The 23227-nt window shown below is 56.6% G+C and carries 19 protein-coding genes and 1 CRISPR repeat array; of the genes, 12 read left to right on the top strand and 7 right to left on the bottom strand.

What is annotated here, in order from left to right:
• Positions 1-43: 43 nt before the first annotated feature.
• The 3 genes from RQ593_RS08540 to RQ593_RS08550 all read left to right on the top strand — a co-directional run bounded on the left by RQ593_RS08540 (position 44) and on the right by RQ593_RS08550 (position 3474).
• Complete coding sequence (locus tag RQ593_RS08540; protein ID WP_311450364.1) at positions 44-2140, top strand: hypothetical protein; 2097 nt, start codon at positions 44-46, stop codon at positions 2138-2140.
• Between the two features lie 71 nt (positions 2141-2211).
• The gene (locus RQ593_RS08545; protein WP_311450365.1) at positions 2212-2838 is read left to right on the top strand and encodes a hypothetical protein; all 627 of its coding nucleotides are present in this window, start codon (positions 2212-2214) and stop codon (positions 2836-2838) included.
• 42 nt (positions 2839-2880) lie between these two features.
• On the top strand, positions 2881-3474 hold the full coding sequence (locus tag RQ593_RS08550; RefSeq protein WP_311450366.1) for a hypothetical protein: 594 nt from the start codon (positions 2881-2883) through the stop codon (positions 3472-3474).
• A 264-nt stretch (positions 3475-3738) separates the two neighbouring features.
• Here the strand turns inward: RQ593_RS08550 and RQ593_RS08555 are convergent, their stop codons facing one another.
• From RQ593_RS08555 to RQ593_RS08570, 4 genes are all read right to left on the bottom strand, one after another.
• The gene (locus tag RQ593_RS08555) at positions 3739-3978 is read right to left on the bottom strand and encodes a hypothetical protein (RefSeq protein ID WP_311450367.1); all 240 of its coding nucleotides are present in this window, start codon (positions 3976-3978) and stop codon (positions 3739-3741) included.
• A 5-nt stretch (positions 3979-3983) separates the two neighbouring features.
• The gene (locus RQ593_RS08560) at positions 3984-4583 is read right to left on the bottom strand and encodes a ParA family protein (protein WP_311450368.1); all 600 of its coding nucleotides are present in this window, start codon (positions 4581-4583) and stop codon (positions 3984-3986) included.
• 242 nt (positions 4584-4825) lie between these two features.
• On the bottom strand, positions 4826-5914 hold the full coding sequence (locus RQ593_RS08565; RefSeq protein ID WP_311450369.1) for an XRE family transcriptional regulator: 1089 nt from the start codon (positions 5912-5914) through the stop codon (positions 4826-4828).
• Positions 5915-6141: 227 nt separating this feature from the next.
• A CRISPR array of direct repeats spans positions 6142-6414; the repeat unit is 29 nt; unit sequence CGGCTCATCCCCGCACATACGGGGAACAC.
• A 91-nt stretch (positions 6415-6505) separates the two neighbouring features.
• Positions 6506-8212 carry a transposase gene (locus tag RQ593_RS08570; RefSeq protein ID WP_311450370.1) on the bottom strand — a complete coding sequence of 569 codons (1707 nt, stop codon included), beginning with the start codon at positions 8210-8212 and terminating at the stop codon, positions 6506-6508.
• Positions 8213-8789: 577 nt separating this feature from the next.
• On the opposite strand from RQ593_RS08570, the gene RQ593_RS08575 reads away from it, so the two are divergent.
• The 8 genes from RQ593_RS08575 (at position 8790) to RQ593_RS08610 (ending at position 18821) form a co-directional block, all read left to right on the top strand.
• Positions 8790-10421: a replication protein RepA gene (locus RQ593_RS08575; protein ID WP_311450371.1), complete on the top strand. Its 1632-nt coding sequence runs from the start codon at positions 8790-8792 to the stop codon at positions 10419-10421.
• Positions 10422-10541: 120 nt separating this feature from the next.
• Entirely contained in the window at positions 10542-11276 is a 735-nt protein-coding gene (locus RQ593_RS08580) for a hypothetical protein (protein WP_311450372.1), read from the top strand.
• Between the two features lie 14 nt (positions 11277-11290).
• Positions 11291-12256, top strand: a complete 966-nt coding sequence (locus RQ593_RS08585) for a hypothetical protein (protein WP_311450373.1) — start codon at positions 11291-11293, stop codon at positions 12254-12256.
• A 99-nt stretch (positions 12257-12355) separates the two neighbouring features.
• Positions 12356-12811, top strand: a complete 456-nt coding sequence (locus RQ593_RS08590) for a pilus assembly protein (protein WP_311450374.1) — start codon at positions 12356-12358, stop codon at positions 12809-12811.
• Between the two features lie 375 nt (positions 12812-13186).
• Positions 13187-14983: a peptidoglycan DD-metalloendopeptidase family protein gene (locus RQ593_RS08595; protein ID WP_311450375.1), complete on the top strand. Its 1797-nt coding sequence runs from the start codon at positions 13187-13189 to the stop codon at positions 14981-14983.
• A 120-nt stretch (positions 14984-15103) separates the two neighbouring features.
• Positions 15104-15859: a hypothetical protein gene (locus tag RQ593_RS08600; protein WP_311450376.1), complete on the top strand. Its 756-nt coding sequence runs from the start codon at positions 15104-15106 to the stop codon at positions 15857-15859.
• A 53-nt stretch (positions 15860-15912) separates the two neighbouring features.
• On the top strand, positions 15913-18477 hold the full coding sequence (locus tag RQ593_RS08605; protein ID WP_311450377.1) for an FtsK/SpoIIIE domain-containing protein: 2565 nt from the start codon (positions 15913-15915) through the stop codon (positions 18475-18477).
• Complete coding sequence (locus RQ593_RS08610; RefSeq protein WP_311450378.1) at positions 18474-18821, top strand: hypothetical protein; 348 nt, start codon at positions 18474-18476, stop codon at positions 18819-18821. Before RQ593_RS08605 ends, RQ593_RS08610 begins: the two co-directional genes overlap by 4 nt.
• Before the next feature lie 158 nt (positions 18822-18979).
• Here the strand turns inward: RQ593_RS08610 and RQ593_RS08615 are convergent, their stop codons facing one another.
• From RQ593_RS08615 to RQ593_RS08625, 3 genes are all read right to left on the bottom strand, one after another.
• Complete coding sequence (locus tag RQ593_RS08615; protein ID WP_311450379.1) at positions 18980-20230, bottom strand: hypothetical protein; 1251 nt, start codon at positions 20228-20230, stop codon at positions 18980-18982.
• 14 nt (positions 20231-20244) lie between these two features.
• Positions 20245-20679 (bottom strand): hypothetical protein, encoded by a 435-nt coding sequence (locus RQ593_RS08620; RefSeq protein WP_311450380.1) that lies wholly within the window; start codon positions 20677-20679, stop codon positions 20245-20247.
• Positions 20680-21030: 351 nt separating this feature from the next.
• The gene (locus tag RQ593_RS08625) at positions 21031-21711 is read right to left on the bottom strand and encodes an RES domain-containing protein (protein ID WP_311450381.1); all 681 of its coding nucleotides are present in this window, start codon (positions 21709-21711) and stop codon (positions 21031-21033) included.
• A gap of 632 nt (positions 21712-22343) precedes the next feature.
• Here RQ593_RS08625 and RQ593_RS08630 point away from each other — a divergent pair.
• A complete protein-coding gene (locus tag RQ593_RS08630; RefSeq protein ID WP_311450382.1) occupies positions 22344-23030 on the top strand; it encodes a hypothetical protein in 687 nt (228 codons plus the stop codon).
• Positions 23031-23227 lie beyond the last annotated feature (197 nt).

Genomic DNA, 23227 nt, shown 5'->3' on the forward strand with positions numbered 1-23227 from the left:
GTAGAACCACAACAAAAACCACCACAGAAAGGAAACCACCACCATGGACCGCAACCCCGAATCCGAAGCCAACTACAAGGCATATCAGCAGCAGTACCACGCTGACCGAAACGCTCGCGCTCGCTACGCTTATGAAACTCTGGAGAAGGATAACCGCATCACCGTCAAGGGTAAGGACCTCTCCACTGAGCTGATGCATACCCGTGCCCCCGGCGTCACCGGTGAAACCCCCTGGGAGAAGGACCTGAGCATCCATCCTCTCAAGTGGCGCCGCCAGGGCATGCCCAAGGACCTTCCCCGCTCTGTGCATAATGCTTTCGGTGACGAAGCACCTGGGCGTCTCTTTATCGACCCGCGTATGCTCTTTGACTGCTCCCTCTTCGACAATATGACCGATGAGGAAATCGAGTACTTCAACGACGAGAAGCACTGGGTAGTTCCTGGCCCTGAGGAACGAGACCACATCACTCTGAACGATGAGTTGGAGGGTGAGCCTGGCGTGTACGGCTACCTGGTGCACGTTAACCGAGGCCGTAAGGAGCTGAACAACCCTCCGGCGGGTCGCCCGTGGTACAAGCGTAAGGACGGCAAGATCCTCACCTGGAACGACCCCCGCCTGGACGCACCTTACTGGCAGGAATGCGGCGACTCTATGTTCACCTACCTGAACGAGCAGGAAGCCCGTGAAGCCTTTGAGAACCAGAAGCTGCACCTGTACGACCTCAACCAGGAAGTACGTCTTTACCGTTTGACCAAGCCCATCAATCTTGGTGATGCACGTGCATGGCTCAACAGCGACCACCCGCTGCGTGAAAAGGAGCACGGTGCCATCACTTTGGATGCGTTCGGCACTGGCCAGTATGAAAACCCTGGTGCACTCCGTCTGCCGCAGCAGCCTGCCCCTGATGAGGATGAGCGGGACCGTATCGCTGAAGAAGCATACTGGAACAGTCTCACTCCCGAAGAGCAGCAGAAGATTCTGCACGATCAGGATTACTACGAAAAGCTGGAGGAAGAACGCTGGCAGATTAATCAGAAGCGTTGCGACGCTCTCGAACGTTTCTTTGAGCGTTTCAACATCGATGAATACGTCAACCAGCATTTGCAGGCCGCTCTAGAAGAAGCAGCTGAAGACCCGGATGATGTCTCCGCCGTTCACTACGCCAAGAAGCTGAGTGAAGAAGTTCCGGTCATGCCCCTTGAAGAAAAGCTCCTTTTCATCAAGGAAGATATGTACCCCACTTCTCCTTCCGCGTGCGAAGAGGAGCTGCGTAAGCTCAATATCGTCACCCCTTACGAGACTCTGACCCACCTGGTGGATGTCATGCCTTTGGACCAGGAGACGATTGAACATGCCGTCATGGTTCACAAGATGAAGCTGAAGCGCGGTACTGAGACGAAGAATCTGGGCTTCCGCCGTAAGGGCGGTCAGTACCACCTGAACGAGGAACAGGAACAGTACGTGCGTGCTGGCCTGGTGGACCGTTTTACCAGTCAGGGTGAGCGTGCTTCAGCTGAGCTGCTGATGTACGTCTACAACAACGAGTGGTACCGTTGCCTGGAAGTAGACCAGTATGAGGAGATCAACGGCTTCTCCTGGGAGACCATCAATATGGATGACTACCTTGCCGGTCATCTGCTGACCTATGGTGAGGGTCTGCCCTACGGTGCGTTTGCCCCCAAGCATGACCGTATTGAGTTCCTGGCTGATCTGCTGCAGCGTGGTGAGATTGACGTCCCCACCTTCTGGAAGCGTGTAGAGGCCTCCTCGTATGTGCGCGGCTTGGAGCAGTTCGGCCCTGATGGTGAGGAATCCTTCATCATTACGAAGAAGAACTGGCGTCAGTTCGTTAAGTGCTGGGATGAAGGCCGACCGGAGGGCTACGTGCAGAACCCTGAAGAAGATTTGTCGTCGTTCCCGGAATCTATGGGCGGTGGCAGCTGGGAGTCGTACGAAGACCGTCTCTGCAACTGGCGTACTGAGGATTGGGAGGCGTGGATTGACTCTCTGCCTGATGATTGGTGGATCGTAAACAGCGACGCTGTAGCGGTGGCATCGTACCAGGTGGAAGATCCCACGTTGGTTCCGGAGATGGTGGATTATTACGTCAAGAATGGTCCGCAGGTCTACAGCTACTAGTAGTGCATCACCATCAATAGGGGCGGGTCCCACCCAGGTGGGTCCCGCCCCTGCTTTAGGAAAGGGCATCCATGCATAACACTGACAAAATCTTTAACATCCTTTTGGTCACCGTTGGAGCTTCTGTTGCTTTCTTTCTCGGTGCGGACTATCTGGCTCGCCTGATCTTCAGCACAGAAGCAGTGCGTGCCGTCATCACCGAAACGGTGATTCTGTACGTTCTGGTAGCGCATCTAGTCGTACTAGTGGGCATGTACATCATCTACCAGCGGGATTATGACCCCGGGGCCGGTTACCAGTGGTCTTTCGATAAGCCTGTTGATCAGCAGATTCCTCTGGACACCACCTGCCATACGTGGACTGATACTCAGGGGCGAGAGCACCTAGACATCAAAGGCACAGCCCCTGAAATCGAGGACGAGCTGGCTGCCAGCTTCACGCGTCAGGGACTGCTGAAGACGTGGAAGCGGGGCCTTGGCTACTACGCTGACCTCGACCACACGATCATGCCTGATAAGGTGCAGGTGAAGGAAACCGACCGAGACCATGATTACCTGCGCATTGAAGGATGGGAGAAGTGGCACTGCCCCCTCCAGAAGCAGATGGTGAATTCTAAGAAGCAGAAGCCACACCAGCACACCGATGATTGCTCCCTCGAAGAGACGAGGAACCACATCACTTGGTATGTCACCCTCTAACCCAAGGGGCTCGTGTAGATAAGGAAAAGGAGGAACGGCTACATGGATTCTGAAGATGCTCAGCGAGAGGACCGCTTAGCCCGTTATGTACTTACTGGGCTGATTGTTACTGTCTGCACGTGGGCGCTGACGCTTATGGGGGTTGCAGATTCAGTCATCCCGTATGTTTTGCCGCCAGCTATTTTGATCCTGTGCGGACGGTACATCCTGGTGGGCTCTATCTCTGATGTGGAGCCTCAAGCGCATGCTCTTGCCTCCGTGGTGGGAGGTATCGCTTTGGGGTTGGTGGCTGCCAGCGGCAACGGATACTTTTTCACTCCGGTACCTGCCGCCGGGGTAAAGGGCGGCTGGATGTTTGCTACCGCGTTCGTCGTCTGGGTGTTTTACCGAATGCACATCAAGTATGAAACTGGCCTTTTGGAGAAGGTGAATCTGAAGCTTCTGCTGGCCACCGCTGCTGCTAATGGGTTCTACGGCGAGTATGGTGCCGCGATCTTCTGTCTGGGCGTTGTGTGTTTGATGTCCGGTATCGGGCTTTCTGCACGCCAGCCTAAGCGCGTTGATCCTAATATTTACCTCATTGCTGGCTCAATGGTGGTAACGCTCGCTGGCCTTGCTGCGCCGTTGTTCTTCTAACGAGGTCCACGCTTTCAATAATTGCCGCTAGAGGCCCCTTCCCTCACCCGGGGAAGGGGCCTCCAACCTTCTTATAAGCTTGAGCCGGGGTGCCCGGAGGAAACGATTGTGACGCGTTTGTTTAATCGCTATAGCATTGCCGTCAAGAAATCGTAGCCTTTGGCGGGCGCTATAGATACTGGTGAGTAGATGAAGATGCCCCTCCCCGGGTTAGGGGAGGGGCATCTTCATCTCTTCAGCGACTTCCGGCTATGGCAGAGGGGATTAGTCCTCCAGCTGGTTGATGTATTCGAGGATCAGCTCATTAATGGTCTTACCCGTGCGGGTAGCGTGAACCTTAAGGCGGACCTGCGCGCTTAGCGGGACGGTGGCGGTCACCTTCTTCATCGGCTCGGCAGGCTTGGCCGTGTTCTTGAAAGCCTGCTCAAATCCAGGGCGCTTCTTGATGGCCTGCTCGGTGGAGTCAGATACCGTGACGTTGAGCTTTGAATTTTTCTGAGGCATGGGGGTTAGTCCTTTCGCAGGTTCAGGAGGGTGAGAAGCTGGGATGCTACTTCATCATATCCTTCAAGGTCGTGGGGTGCCGCACCGTAGGAGGCGCGGATGGACTGCTTGGGGCGGATGGGGGTGTCCAGGAAGGTGATGCCGGATTCGCTCAGCAGCTCCGTGGTCTCACGGTAGAGGATGGTGCGCGGGTTAGCGTTGGTGAGCAGTACAGCAGCGGGCTTACCTTCAGGAATGGAGGTAAGGGTAGAGAAGACGCGGGTGATGTCCAGGCCTGCCGGTGCTGCCGGGATGATGAGGACGTCAGCTCGTTGCGCAATGGCGTTCATGATTGACTCATTCAGCGGGGGAGAGTCAATGATGGTGATCTCGGAACGGGTAGGGTACCTCTTCAGCTGCGCAACGTTTACCGAGGACACAGGGAAGGGAAGCTCCAAATCGTTTTCTGCGGCGGTGAGGGCCCAGTCGGTTGCTGATCCCTGAGGGTCTGCGTCCCAGAGCTCGACTTCGTGTCCGCTGGCGTGCAGGGCGCAGGCGAGGTAGATGCTGGTGACGGTCTTGCCGACGCCACCTTTAGCGTTAATGACACCGATGATAAGGCTCATAGTGTGCTCTCCAGATTCTATGGGGTGGACTATGGAAATAAGTATACCAACTTTCCGACTTTCCGACTTTTCGACATGCCGACTTTTTGGCTTTCCAATATGCCAACTTGCCGACTTGCCAACTTTTCGACTAATTGGGCGGCCCGCCCGACAGCACCAACACCCCAAAAACAAAGGGGCGGGAACAGCAAAAGGCTTCGGCACCGACATGGATTCCCATGCCAACACCGAAGCCTTCACCCTTATGCCCTAACGGGAAGAAGCGGACGCCTCGCAGCCATCACCCTGAAATAGCCCTGTGGAACACGTGACCTCTCCCGGACCTCCTCAGGGCTTACCCCCACGTCACCCAGAAGCTCAAGAGTATGGGGGATCAGCGAGGGCTCCTCAACCCCCGAAATAGCCCCCGGCTCCAACAGCTTCCAACCAGACCGAGAAAGAAAATCTAAACCTTTGCGGTACTCCTGATCCGTCAAACGACCCGATACATGAGCTTGACGCAAAATCACATTCATATCGACGCCCCAACGCTCCTTCAGCTCCTTGAGTATGACCTTGCCAGCCCCGCCCATACGAGCAGGCAACTCAGCACACATTTGATCGCCAGGCGCCAGCAACTCAGCCGCAAAAACATCTGCCTGTGCTTCAATCACTTTATTACCGGGCTCCGCATCTGAATGCATCACCAAATGCCCCAACTCATGGGCCAGGTTAAAACGCTGCCGGTAATAATTACCGCTCGCCGGATCCAAAACAATCAAAGGATTTCCGCCATTGAAGACTGAATACGAACCCAACCCAGCAAACTCAAAAGGCGCAAAAACAACACAGATTCCGTGATCTTCCACTACCCGCAAAAGATGACCAATAGGACCATCACCCAGACCCCACTCATGACGAACCTGCTGCGCCGCCATCTGCGGAACAATCGAATCCGCAAGCTCAGGATCCGCCGAAATATCAGGAAGATGCAGCGCAGGAAAGTCCACATAGCCGCTGAGGGTGCGCACCAAATCCTGAGTAACCTGCACATAAGCCTGCGCCTGACGATAAGCCACCTGCGTTCCCGCCTGATAAGACCTAAAATGCGGAAGACCAGAAGCCACAGGCAACCCATCCAACTGAGGCTCAAAAAACTCAGGGGTCACCCCAAAGACACGGCAAAGCGCAGCAACATCACCCACCGAGGGGACTTGAAGACCCAACTCCCAGCAGGTAATAGTCCGAGCACTCACCCCCAACCGCATCGACAATTCACTCTTACGGATACCGTAAAGCTCCCGGACTAGAGTGATCCTTTGAGGGCTGCAGAGTGGGCGATTGAAGGACATGATTTTCTCACCATCAAGCTATGTAAAGGACGGGTGTATTGAGCTTAACACCGACAGACTCAGCACGGCAGATGGAACACACAAGCAGGTCCACCAAAGCACTCAACAAAAGACACAGGAGGCTTCCAAGGCTTCCAGCAGCATATTCTGATCCAACCCACCAACGAAAACCCACGAACACCACAGCCGCATAATCTCTGCACACAGTGCAGACGCGCTCGCATGTACTAGGCTCACCCCCACATACGGGGAACACCCTACATCCCGTGGGACGATTTGATGGGCCAGCGGCTCATCCCCGCACATACGGGGAACACGAAGCGTGCCTACGCCTTGTTGAGGCCACGTTCGGCTCATCCCCGCGCATACGGGGAACACAGGTGGAGGGGAAAGGGCTAGTCGGCAATCGTCGGCTCATCCCCGCACATACGGGGAACACTTTGGGGGACATGTAGTACATGCGTTGGCATGCGGCTCATCCCCGCACATACGGGGAACACACTCAGCCACAAGTCGCAATACCTAGCCAAAGACCAAAAAAATATTCAGTTTCCACACGTATATAAAGGGGATGAGTAGACAATTACTTGCCTACGGTGACCCGCCGCCAGTGGCGGCTGGCCTTGACGCATCCAACGCCGCATCCCCCAACGCCACCGAACCGGCAGCGTCAGAGTCAGTAGCTCCGCGTCCGTTTAGACTCTCCCCCGTGCCGGGGGCGAGTTGCGCCTCATACATCCGTACAGCCTCCGCACGGATATTACGTGCCGCGTTCACGTCACGGTCAATCCGCACACCACAGGCTGCGCACTCAAAGACACGCACGTGGAGTCCGAGCTTGGTTTTCGCTCGTGCTCCGCAGGCGCTACACGTCTGAGAGGATGCAAAGAAGCGGTCAATAATCTGTACCTGTGAGCCGTACCAGCTGGCCTTGTATTCCAGCTGGCGGCGCAGCGTACTAAAAGCGGCATCCAGAATGGACCGGTTGAGCCCGGCCTTCTGGCGTACACGCTTGCCCGGTGCCTCGACGGTACCGGCAGCTGAAGCGGTCATACCCGCTACAGCCAAGTCTTCAAGCCCGATGAGGGTATACCCGGTGCTCAGGCGCTTAGAAATCTGATGCAACCCCGATTCACGGCGCAAGGCTACTAGGTGGTGGTGCCGTGCAATCTGCCGCACAATGCGGGCACGACGATTAGAGCCCTTCTGTGCGCGTGCGAGGGCACGCTGCAGGCGTACCAGGCGGCGCTCGGCGGCACGTGCCCAGCGCGGGTTAGCCAGGGTAGGGGCACCGTCACCGGTGAACTCCAGGGAGGGGTACTGTGCGAAGCGCTGGGGTGCCTGCTCGTCAGAGAGCGCGGCGAGGTAGCGTACGCCCAGGTCTACACCGACGGCGCCAGCGGCACGCTGCGCACGGGTAGGGGTGGCTGACGGGCGGGTGAGCTCCACGAGGATGGAGACATACCACCGGTTAGCAGCACGGGAGACAGTGAATGATTTGACATCAGCACCAGCTCGCACAGCCTTCACTAGGGGCTTTGTAGTGTTGTGAGTACGAATAACACCCAAGGATGCCAGGCGCACGTGGCGGTAGTCCTCAATGGTCGGTTTGGCCTTAATGCTACGGCGCTTAAGTTGCGCCTTACGACGCACGTACTCAGGCTCGCCCTGCTTGTAAGGGGTACCGTAGGCTCCGACCTCGTCACTACGCGGGTCGCGGTCGACAGTAAAAGAGTCACGGCTGACACCTTTACGCTTGCGACGAGGGACACCCATTCGGGCACCGGCACGCAGGCCTTTGAGGGAATCTTCATAGTTTTTCCAGGCTTTTCCAGCATTCAGCAGACCCGAATCGAGCACTCGGCTATTAATGTTATGTAGCCATGGTTCGGAATACTCTTCGGTCTCGGGCCAGACAACAGCGGGGTCGGCGCCGGCAGCAATGGCTTTGCTTGCAGCACGGTGCCGTTTGACTTCAGGAGTCAGATACAGCGACCTATAACCAGGCGTATATTTGTCACGAGCCTTATAGAGGAACTGGTAGGCCGGATCTTTCTTGCGTAGTTCATCAAGCTCGCCGTTGATCGTCTCGCGATCTACACCTTCGGCGGCACGGGTTCTCCGATATTCCTGTTTGTTGTGGAGGATTTGAAGGTTATAACTGGTGAGGAGGTTGTACGTGCGGCGTGATGCGCCTGCGCATTGCTCTAGCGCGATTGTCTGTGCCTGGTTGGGGTCGAGGCGGAATTTGTAGGCACGGTACAGGACACCATCGTCGGTGCTGGTTTTCTCAGCCATGGCCTTTCCTCCTCTTCCACGAGCTATAGAGATAAGCTGTTTGGAAATCTCTTGTAATGACCATAGGGGATACCCCTGACAAGATAAGGGGGTATTTTGCGTGACCAGGAAACATTTTTATGTGATGTGCATCATGTGGATAACTTATTTTTGAGTGGGGCTATCAGGTGGGCTGGTGGGATGAATTGTGTACGCTTCTGGGATCAACTCTGTACGCCTTTGGGATGAAAGGTGTACGCTCCCGGGATGAATTGTGTACACCCCTGGGATGAATTGTGTACGCTACCTATGGTAAAAACGCCTAAGAATCCCCGGAATCACAAGGGAAAATCGGTGTTCAAATTTTTCCCCCTATAAGATATACCTATAAGACTCCTATCGTCGTCAGACGCGCGTGCGTGCGCGATGGCTTTGGAAAACTCGCACTGCGTCTGATGACAGCGACAATGAAGACGGAAAATCCCCTGGTTGACAGCCCGTCTGTCCGGGGTCTAGTGTGAGTGCAGATACAAAAAATGACCCCGCGGTGTTAGCGCACCCGGGGCCGTGGCAACACCTACACAAACTAGGCATCGCAATGAACAACTTTAGCGCACCAGCGCACCCTCAGTCCACCCGGACTACCCCCACCAGCACTGACGCTGGCATGACTCTCAGCGACATCCTCGCTGACCACGCCGCCCCCACCGGCGGCACTCTGCAGCATCCCCACAGCACCGGTCCGCTGGCCATCGACAGCTACCTCACCAGCACCTACCCCTGGATTTTCGTTAACTACTCTCTGCCGCTGCGTGCTACCTCAGAGACCATGTGGGAACGTACCGACGGTGACGTCACCGTCATCCTCGCCGCCACACCCTACGAAGACGCTGACGGCACCACCCAGTACCACCTGCCCTCCGGACGTATCGCCCGTGAGGTCATCATGTACCTGGTCACCTCCGCCATGATGAGCGGGTCCCCCACCATCGAAATTTCTCGCACCTGGCGCGGATTCCTCCGCGACATGGGCATACCCTACAGCTCCGCTAACCGGCGCGCTGTGGAGCGTCAGCTACGTGCCATCCTCAACATGAGCGTCCGTGTCTCGCACCGCTCTGCGAATGGCTCCGGAACGAACCTCTCCTCGCGCGCATGCCTGGTCGGCTCCGGCGAGGACCTGGTTTTTGACCGTGACGGCGTCCTCGATGACGCCTACCGTAGCGTCGTCATCCTGTCGGATGAATTTTTCGACCGCATTGCGGCTGCCCCCTCCCCGGTACACGGCACCATGCGTATACTCCGGGACTCATGGCGTCAGATTGTCAGCGAAAACCCCCACCAGGCTCTGGCTGGTGACGTGTACCTGTGGCTGGCAGGCCGTATGAGCCGCGTCCGCCGCGAGGTACGCATCCCTTGGTCGGACTTCGCCGCCCAGTTCGGTAGCCGCATGAGCAATGAGCGCCGCTGGCGCCAACAGTTTCGCTCCGCTCTGTCCGTGGCTACTAAGGCGTATTTTGCACCCCTGGGCGAGGATTTTGACTCGACCGTCTACGTCGGTGAGTATGACCTGGGCTCTCGCAATCATCCCGGTGGTCTGCGTCTAGCCCCGGTGAGTGCTGAGCATCGTAAGCTGCTCGGCTGGAGTGCTCGCCGTAGCCGCCGCACTAGCTCTCGCCCTGCCCCTGCACGTCAGAAATCACAGCCTGAGCCTCCTGCCCCGGCGTCTCCGTCCCCTGAGGTGGTCTCTATCCCAGCCCACGCGGGTGTGGACATCACGGAGCTACGTGCCGCATTAGCTGCCACTGGTATGCAGGTAGGCGCTGTATCGGATGGTGCTCTGCGCTCTGCTATCGACAGGGTGCTCAGTCGTGTCGGCTCGGTCGGTAATGCTCAGGCTCTGGTCACTACCGCTATCGTGCGTGAGCCTGCCCTGCTAGGCATCACCGCACCGGCACCTACCCACAGGATTGCTACCGCACCCGTACCTCTGGTGACCATGCCCAAGGCAACCTGCCCCGAACACCGAGGAGAAATCCTCGGCAAGATTTGTCGAGAATGCGCCGCCGAGCTTAAGGCCCCTGACACCACCACCGCCGAAGCACAGGCCTGCTGGGATGCCGTCTCCGCCCGCCTGAAAAACCTCACCAACGCTGGTTTCGACACTGCCGACGAAATGGCACGCTACCGGAATCTCGCTATCGCACGCGGTGTCACCCTGAGCATCTAACCGTCTGATGGATGTTCTGATGAGACCGTGTGATACGGTGAAACCAACCGATAAAACCCCACTGGAGCCTACACATACCAGGCACCAGATCAAAAGGGGAACCCTCCAAAGGAGAACACGATGAAGACCCTGAACACCCGCACCGGTCTGGCTACTATGTCCGTTGCCCTGATGCTTGCGCTTTCTGCATGCGGTGGCGGACAGGCTACCAGCGAATCTTCCGAATCCGCGTCTAACGCCCCGGTTGCAACTGCTTCAGCGAGCGCGTCTGCTGCTTCTACTCCTTCGGCTTCTGCTGCGAAGGCTTCGGCTTCGGCAAGTGTGGCGGCGAATCCGAAGGGTTCTGAGGTGGTTGAGGTTCGTGCGGCTGATGATACGAATGCCGATGCCGCGATTGCAAAGGAAGCAGCGATTAAGGCGGCTAAGCGCGTTGCGGTGAACGATAACCGCATGTTGAATGCGTGGTTGCACGGGGATTTTGAGCACACCAGTGATGAGGAGTTGCTGAAGTTTGTGGCTCCGGAAAAGCTGGATAAGGTCAAGGAAAATATTCAGGTTACCCGTGATGACATTAAGAACAACGGTGGTGTTTTTAAGGGCGAGGTTATCGCTCGTGATATGTCGGTGACGGATGTCTTTTCCTATGATTACCCTGATGGTACCTCTCACCCCTACTCCGTGTTGCGGGTGAAGTATTGCTCGGACTGGACGCAGTTGCGTACTGCTGATGGTGAGCGCGCTGTGACCGGCCCGGAGTCGACGACTACGGTTGAGGTGTCGGTGATTCGTTTGCAGGATGGTCGTTACGTTTATAACGGCGCACGCTCTCTTGGTAAGGGATGCGCTTCCTCGTAGAGGAGGGGTGGAAGATGAAATATCGCAAGAATTTTTGTTCTGCTGTCATGGTTGCGATGCTTGTGGCCTCTGGTATGGTTGCGCCAGCGAGCGCGGATGTGAATGTTAACATTTCTAACTCTCGTGTTGCGGTTCAGCAGAATAAGTTTCAGGATTCTTCTGACAGCTCAGTAGCGGTGAATGAAAACCGGGATGCGGGTGATGCTCCGGTGGTTCAGCCTGTGGCGTCGATGAAGGGGCAGACCTGTATCGCTGCCGGTGGTGTTGAGGTTCCTTGTGAGACTGACGATGCATGGTTCTATGCGCCGGGTTCTTGTTACGCGAGTAAGAAGATTGACTTTGGAGCTGTAGCCAAGAATTACACCCGGTTTGAGTGTGCTCCGGCGGGAGATCAGCCCTCGCTGAAGGGGGCAGCTAGTAATAACTACATCACGGTTCCGACCAGTGAGGCTGAGGCTCGTGCTACTGCTGCGAAGAAGGGTGCACAGCTGGCGGAGGACGCGCTCGCGGATTACGATTTCGAGAAGTTGACGGTGCGTACGCAGCCGTCTGATGCGAACCTGCGTTCGGATGCTTTCGTGTTCACGCAGGGGTACGTCTGGGCTTGGGTACCGCCGTCGAAGGCGCGCTCGTCCAGTAAGCGTAACCCGCTTGTCTCTGAGGCGACTGATGGTGGCTCGCACGTTCAGTTGAAGATCAGTTTCTTGGCCATGAATGTGTATTTCGATGGTCAGAAGACCGGTACGCAGGGTTTCATTCAGTGTGATGATGCTGGCCAGATTTACGGTGGTGAGCCGCGTGGTGGCTCCAACTGCTCGTGGAAGGCTAAGAAGCAGGACGTTTACCAGGTGCGCAGCTCCATCCTGTACAGGGTGGAATGGACCGCCGGGGACGAGTCCGGTGTGTTGATTCATGAAGAACCGATGGACGGTACGCAGTTGATTCGTGTGCAGAATGGTTACGCGGTCAACGTGAAGTGATGTGCGTGTGTGGTGGGTGTGGCTGGTGAGTGTGCCGCACCCACCACCGCCTTTAGTAATTCGGTATAGTCTCACGTGCTTGTAGAGAGGAGGGCGTACATGCTCAATCGTAAGCAGAGCCAGGACCAGGGCCGGGGGCAGGATGGTAGTGCGTCCGTTGAATTCCTGTTCATGGTGCCGCTACTTCTGATGGTTGTTGCGGCGGTATGGTTCTTTGGTGTGCGTGCCCATGTGCAGTCGTCAGTAGACGCTGCAGCGGCTGCTGCTGCTCGTGATGCGGCGTTGACCTCGGAGCCCTCACGAGCTGTGCAGGTAGCGAAAGATGCGGTAGCTAAGAACCTGGAAGATACCGGGTGTAGCCCGTCTGAGGTGACGGTGCTGAATGCTGATGCTGCTGGTAGTCGTCGTCCTGACTTGTCGGCTGAGAGTAATACGATTACGGTGCGTGTTTCGTGTCGTGTCGAGGCTAACCCGTGGGGTGCTTCATGGGTGCCTGAGTTGGGTGCTTATGAGGCTGAGGGTAAGGGTATTGTTGATACCCGCCGCAGCGACTAGCGGTTCTTCTATTTCCCTTTTGTTTTGGGTCCCATAAGGGGTGGGGTGTTTGGTGGTGTGAATCCACCAGGCACCCCACCCCCCTTTTTTTGTGTGTCCTCTTCACCAGCGGGGGCGGCGAGCGCAGGCGGGGCAGGAGTGGGGTCTGCAGGGGGTGGGTGTTGTGTGTTCTTTGGATGCTAGGGGATAGGTGGGGGTCTTTGGTGTGGGGTCTTTTTCCTAAAATTTTTGGGTTATCTGTGAGGTAAAGCCCGGGTGGGTGGGTGCCTTTATAGGAGTGAAGTATCTACCCTACCTGAAACCCCTATACCCCCTCCTTTGTGGTGCTGTTTGTTCAGTACGGGGGGTGGTGAGGGGAGTGAGAGTCCCTGATAGATGAGTGTGAATCAGAGCGCCGGTCGTGCCGTTGAGTTTTTGAAGAAGACGCAGGCTAAGGCTACGCAAGAGGTGAAGAAGCAGCGGAAGAAGAAGAAGCGTCGTACCCGGTTTTGGGGTTGCGGCTGTCTGCTTCTGCTGCTTGCTGTGCCTGTGTTCGGGGTCTTTGTGATTACGTCCATGATGGTGATGGGTAAGGCGAGTCATGATGCTCTGGTTCAGCAGCGTGAGTCGAAGTATTCGTCTTCGTGTGTGAATCGTGTGGCGGCCAATGGTAAGTATGCTAACCCGGCGGTGGGTACGATTACGTCGCGTTTTGGTTTGCGAGAGAACCCGATTCCGGGTGCGACGCTTGCTGATTTGACGGATCATCCGGGTACTGACATTGCTGGTATGGCTGAGGGTACCCCGTTTTATGCGGCGGCTGCCGGTACGGTGTTGGTTGTTGATTCTGGTGGTGCTGCCGGTGGTAACGGCATCATTATTCAGGGTGATGACGGTGTCCGATATTGGTATTGGCATGCGGCAACTGGTACGGCGAAAGTGAAGGCCGGCGACCATGTAGAAGTTGGTCAGGAACTGGCAGGTGCCGGTATGACCGGCTACGCCACCGGTGTTCACCTGCACTTCCAGATCATGCTTCCGGACCCGAACAACCCGGACGGTAAGGGTATCCCGACGGACCCGGAGCCGTACATGCTTGAGCGTGGAATCACCCTCGGTCAGGGTGCGCCGGATCAGGTGTCGGATACGCAGAAGACCGACGCACCCTCTAACCCGGAGGTCAAAGCACCGAAGACTGAGGCACCGTCCCCCAAGGTGGATCTCACCCCGATCGAGACCGACCTGCCCAGCGGCAGCAAGTACACCTGGAACGAAAAGCGCGTCGCTAACGCCGCCGACATTATCGCCGTCGGTAAAGGCATGGGTGTACCCGAGCGAGGCATCATCATCGCGCTGATGACCTCACTACAGGAAAACGCCCTGGAGAACACCCCGGACGGTGACCGCGACTCCGTCGGTTTGTTCCAGCAGCGCCCGTCTGCCGGTTGGGGTACCGCCGAGCAGGTCCACGACCCCAAATACGCAGCGGCTGCCTTCTACGGTGGACCCGAGGGCCCAAACCACGGTAACCCGCCCGGCCTGCTCGACTACCCCGGCTGGGAATCCAAGGGACTAGGCGAAGCCGCACAGATGGTGCAGATCAGCGCGTACCCGTACGAGTACTCCAAGTGGGAGAACACGGCTCGTCAGCTCTACTCCGTACTCTCCGGTGTGGACGGCAACACCAGCTACGGTAAGCAGTCCTGCCCCAACAACCACAAGAGCTCCGACGGCGATAAGGATTCCAAGGACGAAGGTTCTAAGGACTCCGACAAGCCTCAGAAGCTCACCGTTGAAGCCGATGGCGTGCACACCGACAAAGAGCAGCAGGTACGCGACACCATCCTCGCCAAAGCCCGCGACGGCCTCGGTGGATCCTACGCCCAAGGCCGCAACGACTTCAAAAACTGGGACGCCACCGGCTACGTGCACTGGGTCTACACCCAAGCAGGAATCGAGCTGCCCCGCCAGACCCCCTGGACCGTCGGTGAAACCACCACCGACCCCCAACCGGGCGACCTCGTCGCCCAAGTCGGAGACGGCGAAGGCAACTACGCCCACGTCGGCATCTACGCCGGAAACGGCAAAATGTACTCTGTCATGGGACAAAACGAAGGCACCATCGAACACGACGTCAACTGGAACGGAGCAGGCGACACCGAATACATCCGCATCGTCCACCCCAAAAAATAGCCACCACCACCGATAACCGCCCCCTCCCCACCCTGAGAACAACACAACAGCCCACCGGCACAGGGCACCAACGATAGGGGAGGGGGCAAACCCCCACCAACCTTTCTCAAGGAGAACACCATGACCACCCCCAACAACCCCAACCCTGAACACCAGAACGCGAGCGCACACCCCACCATCCCCACCAATACCCCTAGCGACTCTACCGACGCGCTCGCAGGTCAGGCTGCTGGTGCGCGTCGTTCGTCGGATTGGGTGACTATCGCACTGATTGTTGGCGCCATCGGGTTGGGTGTGTTTGCTGTGTGGATGATGATGCCTAAGCCTGCTTCCCATTCAGATGCTGCGGCTACCTCTGCCCCGGCTGTGGCCTCTGCTCCTGCAAGCCAGGGTGCCGTCTCGCAGGCTTCACCTTCAGCCTCAGCTGAAGGGTTGGATGATGCGGAGATTCAGCGTGCGCGTGAGCGTGCCCATGAGTTTGTGACCGCCTACTATTCGCAGTCGTGGAAGGATCCGGACCCTGCGAACTGGGCGTTCCGTGCCGGAGCCTTCAGTACCGCTGAATTTAGGCAGAAGATGATTGATCAGGCCCAGCAGCAGAAGGCCGAAGACCGCGAGTGGAAGCGTCTCGTGAAGGCAAAGACCGCCATGACCGTGCAGGATAAGGGCGAGTACATTCTTTTCAGCCAGGGTACGGACGCTTCGGGTGCGCCGATGGTGAAGCTGACTGCCACGCTGATGGTTGGTCGTGATGCTGAGGATGCCCTGGAGGCTGTGAAGGCGGTGCGTGAGGTGAAGACTATTGTTCTGATTCGAGATGCAGCGGGGGTGTGGAAAGTCGCTGATTACTACGACGCGTTGGGAAACAATCACTAGATAGTGCCCGCCTAGATACCTATTGATTTTCTGATGTGAGAGGAGCCCCCCCTATGCGTGCACGACGTACTGCGCAGCGTCCCGCCGATGGGCCTGTTACCGGGTGGGATAACACCCCTAAAACTCTTGATCCGCTGCTCACTGAGGTGCAGCACGCTCTGCCTGCTAAGGTCCGCAAGGGCAAGCACGTGACTGCCGCTGCCGTTATCGTGGCCATTATGGTGGTGGACTGGCTGGTGATGACCGGAACCCCGCTGATTAGCATCATCCTGGCCGCCGCTGTGACTGCCGCTATCGCCCTGGCCTTTAGCGCTTCGGCATGTCATGAGGATGAGCGAGAGATGCGCACCGATAACTTCGTTGAAGCCGTCTACCCTCTGTTGAGGGTGAAGGGCCTGAGCCGTAACCTGGTCAGTGCGGGACGCTGGAAGCGCACCCCGCTACCGGCACCGGCTGCTGAAGGCTCTGAGAACGAAGGCAAGAGGAAGAGCCAGGAAGAAGCAACCAGCCAGGAGGTTGCTGCCGATAATGAGCCCGCGCCCGAGAACACTGCGGATGTGGACAACACCAATACTGCACCGCAGGAAACCGTTAAGTCTCCCGCCCGCTTGAACGCTCAGAAGGTCAAGAGCCTTGGTGCTGCCTCCTGGACGAAAGCCTGCCGGGTGGGGGCGACTGTGCGCCACAACCTCACCGAAGCAGGACATCCTTCAAGCCTGACCGTGCACTACGGCCGCACCGTTGAGGTCACCAACCCCGAGTGGACTGCTAATCTCCTCGCGCTTGCCAACAGCCAGCTCTCCGACGGCACCGTGGAATTCAAGATCGACTCCGTCAACGATCTTCGCAAGAAGCTCGTCCTCAAGGCTGTACCCACCGCCGAACAGCAGGCACTGAACGAAACCGAGGCCGAAAAGAGCGAGCGCCTCTTCACCGAGGACGTTCAGAAAGCCTTGGGCGATACTGCGACCGTTGACTTTGAACGCAATGAAGACGGCGCCATCACGAAGGTCACTGTCCATCACACCAAGAGCATGGAAGTCAGTATGCGTCCCTCCTTGAGGGTCAATACTAGTAATTGGTTGCTGACTCGTTTGCCTGGCGCGTTCCGTTGTAACTGGGATTTGCCGAACGATACGCTGACCTTCAGCCGTCGGAAGGAAATGCCGACGATTGTGACGTTGCCTGCGCATGCCCAGCCGCTGCGTCAGCGTGCCGACAAGATGGCAAGCTATGAGGCCTACTGCCAGTTCAAGATCATGCTTGGTCTGACGGAGGACGGTGAGTGGGCTACCTGGCACCCCAAGAGTGACCCCCACCTGCTTATCGTCGGTGGTACCGGTTCAGGTAAGACCATCAGCCTGCACAACATCATTCAGCAGATTACCCAGGCCGGATACCGCGTCTGGCTCTGTGATGGTAAGCAGTTTGAGCTCATGGGTTACGAATCCTGGCCCAACGTTGAATTGATTGCAGACACCGTTCCTTCCCAGATTCGCGCCATCAAGCTTCTGCACGACATCATGCATGAACGCAACGACAAGCGCCGTGTCCGCGCTGCCAAGAACGGCGGAAAGCGATACCGCGTCATCGACTACGACCCGATCTTCTTCATCGGCGATGAGCTGGCGCAGCTGAAAGCAAACATTGCTGACTTCTACAACTCCCACAAGGTCAAGGGCATGCCCGCAAAGTCCGAGGTGGACAAGTGGCTTGGCTCCATTGCCCGCCTGTCCCGCTCGTCCATGATTCACATGGTCTCTGGTTTGCAGCAGGGTAACGCAGAAATCATGGGTGGTGAAACCCGTGAGAACTACGGTGCTCGTATGACGCTGGGACAGATTAGTAAGGAATCGTCCATGATGATGTGGTCTGATGCGTCTGTGGGATGTGCTGTTCCGCCGGTGAAGGGCCGCGCGTTGGCTTTCCATAATGGCAGGCCGACCATGATTCAGACGGTGTACGCGCCTAACCCTGACCCGGAGCACCCTGATTACGACATCGACAAGCTCAAGCAGGTCATTCCGCAGCATCAGCTGTACACCATGAAGTATGTGAAGGAGCTGGAAGAAAAGACTCAGGTCCATAACGAGAAGACGGATGAGTTTGAGGAAGTACTTACCCCCTGGGATGACTACCTTGAAGCACCCATTCTCGCTGAAGACGATGAGCCGATTGATGTCGAGTTCATCCGCACTGAGGCTCTTGAAATTGAGCTCAAGCACCTGGAAGCTCAAGCACAGGAGAAGCACGAGCCTGAGCCGGACACGCTGACCATGCCTGTCGTCACCCCTGAAGTGGTTATGGAGCCTGAAGTCTCCCACCAGGAGCCTGACGGAAACGCCTTTGATGAGATCATCTGGGAAGAAGAACATCACGGGGGGGCAGAGACTCTTCAGGAAAGCGATCTGGTCGAAATCGATGGAGAGTGGGTCGTCGTTACTTCCTTGTTGAAGAACCCCTTCGGTTCCGGTGGTGAATCGATTCTGGGTTACCGCACCGTCTACGGTGAATCTGGTTCTCTGACCATGAGCCCGAACCAGCCGCTTAACATCCGCCGGGCACGCAGCGAAGAAGAAATCGAAGCTTACACCCGAGAGGAGGGGGAACGCGCATGAACGAACACACCTCGAATAGAGAGACCGACAAGGTCATTACTGCCGTCGTCCTTGCCTTCATGATCCCCTTCGGAGCTATCAGTGCAGGAATTTCCCTCCTCTGGGAGCAGGCTAAAGCTTGGTTCATCTCAACAGGGATTCTGTTGCCGACCCTGCCGCAGACCACCGAAGAGAGTAATAACCAGGCAGCCACCTCAACGCACGCTCTGGTCTCTAGCCCAGACTTGGGCATCGCACTGGACGCGCCGAGAGTCATCTTCCTCTTCTGCATCCTTGCACTGCTGATGATCTTCGCAGACTACTCCGTTCGGGTGAAGAACGCTCGCCGAGCACGCCGCCGATAAAACGCACCTTCAGCAACCCACAGGAAAGACAAGCGGGGGCTGTCGAACTACTCATAGAAGTAGCTCGGCAGCCCCCGTTCCTCGTGCCCTAAGGTACGACTACCGCCCCGCACGATAGATCAAATAGAAAAGCAGCGCCAGAAAGAAAAAGCCATCCATTACTGCTCCTGACGGTACTTCAGCCGGGCCTGCTGCCTCAACCGAGCATCCACGGTATCGGCATAACCACGAGGATACTTATCCGCAGTGTTACGCATATTCTGCCCATACATTACCGGCTTATTGTTGTCCCATCCGTACACCACCGTCTGAGGCGAGACGCAGAATTTATACAGGTAATCCCAGCAGTCGTACTCTTCAGAAATGATGAAGCGGCGTACGGTCCTATCACTGATACAGAACGCCGCCTCAGGATCAACCACGTAGTAATAGATGGGATCCTGCTCATTAAAATTACTATCCGAATAGTACGAGATCTCGTTCCCATCCCGCACCCACGCCTCCAACCACCGATCATAATCAGCACAGGTCGCAACACGCGCACTATCGGCATGGCTCAACGTCAGCTTTTCTAACCGCTCTGCCTCCTCAACCGCCGCAATAAGCTGCGCACGCTCCAGATCCTCAAAAGTCCTTCGAGCCGTACGGCGAGCCAGCATCTCACGCTGCCGACGCATATACGCATCCTGCTCCTGGAACACCCGAATATCCAGAGCATCCACCTCAGGGTGCTCACCCTCAGCACATTCCTCCAATGCAGCCTGCGCTCGCTGGCACATCTGCTGGTCTACCGTGTCGGTGAAAGCCGGAATATGGGGATTGTCGCGGTTAGACGGAGAGCCTTTGCCGTAGATCCCCGGTTCGTTGTTGCTCCAGCCGTAGACGGCATTATTTTCTACGCAGAATGCGGAAAGGTAATCCCGACAGTCATACTGTTTCGGGATGATGAACAGATACTGGCTACCTTCCGGGAAAGAGGCACCGTAGCGGCGGTCTTGAATGAGGCTGACCCAGGTATCAGGGTCCTGCACATAGTGAAGCTGCCACGTGGAGAAGGGATTTGCGCTGTAGTAGGTGATGCTTTCACCGGTATGGAGCCAGTCAATCAGCCATTCGTCGTAGTCTTCAACGGTTGCAGCACGTAGGCAAGTGCTCTGGGTGATGAGATGGTCAAAGAATCGCCGTTCCTCTTCTTCCTGTACGTCCTCACGGTCAGTATCTTGAAAGAGGGCGCTATACAGTATATTTCTTTCGACTCGGTCTTTCTGTTTGCTTTCCTCGCGGTTCTTCTGCCAGGTTTCGTAGTGCTCCAGCAGACGCAAATCCAGCGGGGTGGACAGGGGCTTCACTTCTGAGTCAGGGGCAATATCGGGCACGAAGAGGTTCTTGAAAAAAGTCCTGAGAGTCATGATTCCTCCAGTCTTTAGGAGTTGGCGTACAGGTTGTTCACGTCGTTTTCTGCGTGCGCGAGAACCTGCCCGAAGTTCTTAGGCGATGTTCTGAGATATTCCAGAGGGGAAGCTCCGTTGTACATCAGGGAAGGGCTGGTAATCCACAAGGCTGTCTGCCATTCACTGAAGTGGCCGTCCAGAAGGGTCTGGACGATCTGCTGGATGTGGGGGTCTACGGTTCCGTTAGAGAACTGGAAGATGGGGTAGCCGTTACGCCCGGCACCGTCCTTCAGGCGCAGGATGGTGTGCTTGTTGATGCGGTCGTTGAGGGCTTGGCGGGTGATGCCTCCTAAGTATTCGCAGGTGGTGGCGGTGGAGTAGAGGTCACCGATGATGGATAGGGCTGACTCCGGTTCTTTGTAATCCTTCAGGTGCTTCTGCACTGCTGCTAGAAGGGTAAAGGACAAATCGTGGGCTCGGGCTTCATCAGCAGTGATGTTGCCAGTCTTGATGAGCGCTTCGATGTGTTCGCGAACCGGCGTGAGGACACGGTGGAGGAAGGCGTCGGTATTCATGATGTGATTGGTTGGTGCGGTTGTTCGATAGTTAGTCAGATGGTTGTATCCCGCCGCGTTCACCGCTGCTAGGGTACAGGCGGTGAGCGCAACAGGATACAACCATCATATTTCATGTAAAGCCTAACTGTAAAGTAAGGCATACATAATTATTGGTGGGTTGGGGGTACTCGATAGAGCCCACCCTCCATGTAGAGTGTGCTCTCCAGATGGGGCAGGGGAGAGTGCCCCCTTGAACCGTAGTTAGTCCTCCTCCAGCCTCTCGCGCAAGGCAAAGCCGAAGGTGCCGGGGACCTCGTACAGCGTAGGCAGAAGGACGTTCTGCTGCTGCAGCTCACGGTAGACCTCTAGGGCGAGGCGGGTTTCGAGCACATCAAGGAGCTCTTCGTGCACGCCATGCTCGCTGAACAAGTAAACGTTGTCGTCCTGGCATACGCTGGATGTGCTGATGATGCCGTCGGCTCCAGCTTCATATGCCTTCTGGGCGTACTGCTGTGTGAGGTGGTAGCCGGTGGCCTTATGGTGCCGGTTGCTGATGTCGCGAGCGCGGTATCCGGGTCCGTCACGGCGAGCATCCAAGAGGGTTAGGCGGCGGCGGAGGCGCAGTTTCGACACTCGCACGTCTTTCAGGTCGGAGGAAAGGGCGGCGTAGCTGTGGGCTAGGCGTTCGTGTAAGGCTGCCGCTGCTGTTGTGCCGGTATTGCAGGTGCCTAAGGGGTGCTGTAGATCGAAGCGCCCGCCCCGTCGCTGCCCTGTGCCGGTGATGTAGCTGGGCGAGAAGAAACGGGGGTCGCGCACTGTGCCGTCAGTGTTGTAGGCATCGTGTGAGCGATACAAGGTGGTGAGGTTGGTGCCGGGGCCTACTTGTAGGGTAGGGAAGTGGGTGAGAGTGGCTAGAGTGTCTGGGGGTTCTTTTGAAGGCATGGCCCTCCTTTATCGGTTATTGGTTCTATCGATCTTCAGAGTGGGTCCGGAAGGTGTACTCGTGCGAAGGGGGATAGAAGATTTATGCGACGGTGAAATTCGTCGTGCCATTTAATGTACTGCATCTTGTAATTGGTGAGGTGGGAACCTGGTGACCGGAGCTCCTTGTCAGGGGCGAAAAGAGTGCGTAAAATCGAAAAAGCGCATTTTTTCTCGCAAAATCAAAAGGCATTAAAATGCATTAAATTAAATAATGAAGCCATTAGAAGATTTATGCGACGGACTACATCACATAGTCTCTCTGGGCAGTGGGGCCTAGAAAATCGAAATACCCCGGGGTGTAGAGTAGTTTCAGGTGCGAGAAAAAATATTTGTGACAATATTCACAATCGATGTTTTACTGTGAAAAACAATCACCACACCCACCACAGACCCACTCTTCCCAGCCACAACGCGCACGTGCATGGACAACACAACACCCACCCACAGCCCAGAACAGACCCCGTGATAGCCTGGAAACACCCAAGCACCTGCACGATGCAGCCATATATATGACGCACTCAGCATAAGAACAACAGCGAAGACAATAGAGAAAGACCCCACCACAAAACAGGAAGCCCGAGACCAGAAGCATGCACCTGACCTGGACCAGCTACACCGAAGAGTACGCCACCGACCTGAACCTCACCCTCGACGACATCCAGGCAATGCTCACATCACCTACCGCCTTCCGCGAGCGCGTCTCTGGGCTCATCTACGCTTACGTCGACCGGGGCATCAGAGCCACCATCGACACCCATACATGCACGGTGCTACGCGTCGAATATGACCTGGACCCGGACGCTCTGGATGATTGGTACTTCACCCCCGATGCCCTGGATGACTGCAAACGTCTAAAGACCACACCTGCCGCTGTCGTAGACTCCATCGACGACGCGCAAGCCTACCCAGCAGTGCACATGCGTACCATCTACCGTGGTACCTACGACGTCCTCGCCAACGAACCCAAAAACCAAATCGTCTCCATCGAACCAGCCGGAACCCTTACCAGCACCGACCAGCAAGGCATCCGCCGCATCTCAGGCGGAACCCCGATAGGCTCCATGCCAACTAGCACCACCGAGCTACTGAACCGCGCTCGCCGTGCAGGGTTCGCTGTCTCTGCCTCTGGTTCGGGGCACCATAAGATTTGGGGTTCAGGCACTTCAGGGCAGGGGCTGAGCGTGACCATTCCTGCAACCGCCTCTGACTACCGAGGGCTGCTAAACGCGGTAATGCAGATCCGCTCTACTCTCGGGGTTGATCTACGTCTTCTGTAACCAGCACCTGTGGTGACGCTCATGCGTTGTGTGCTGTGGCTGGTCGGTGACCGCTGTATCCTCTTCCGACCCTGGCTAAGTATTAGAATGAAGGCACGTTCCCCACGCTTTAGTGGGGATGAGCCGATACATTTTTCGATGGTCGGTTTCGATTGTTCCCTGCACAAGCGGGGATAACAGGCTCCAGAAGGGGGCCC

Source organism: uncultured Rothia sp. (genome assembly GCF_963507905.1).
Lineage (GTDB): Bacteria > Actinomycetota > Actinomycetes > Actinomycetales > Micrococcaceae > Rothia.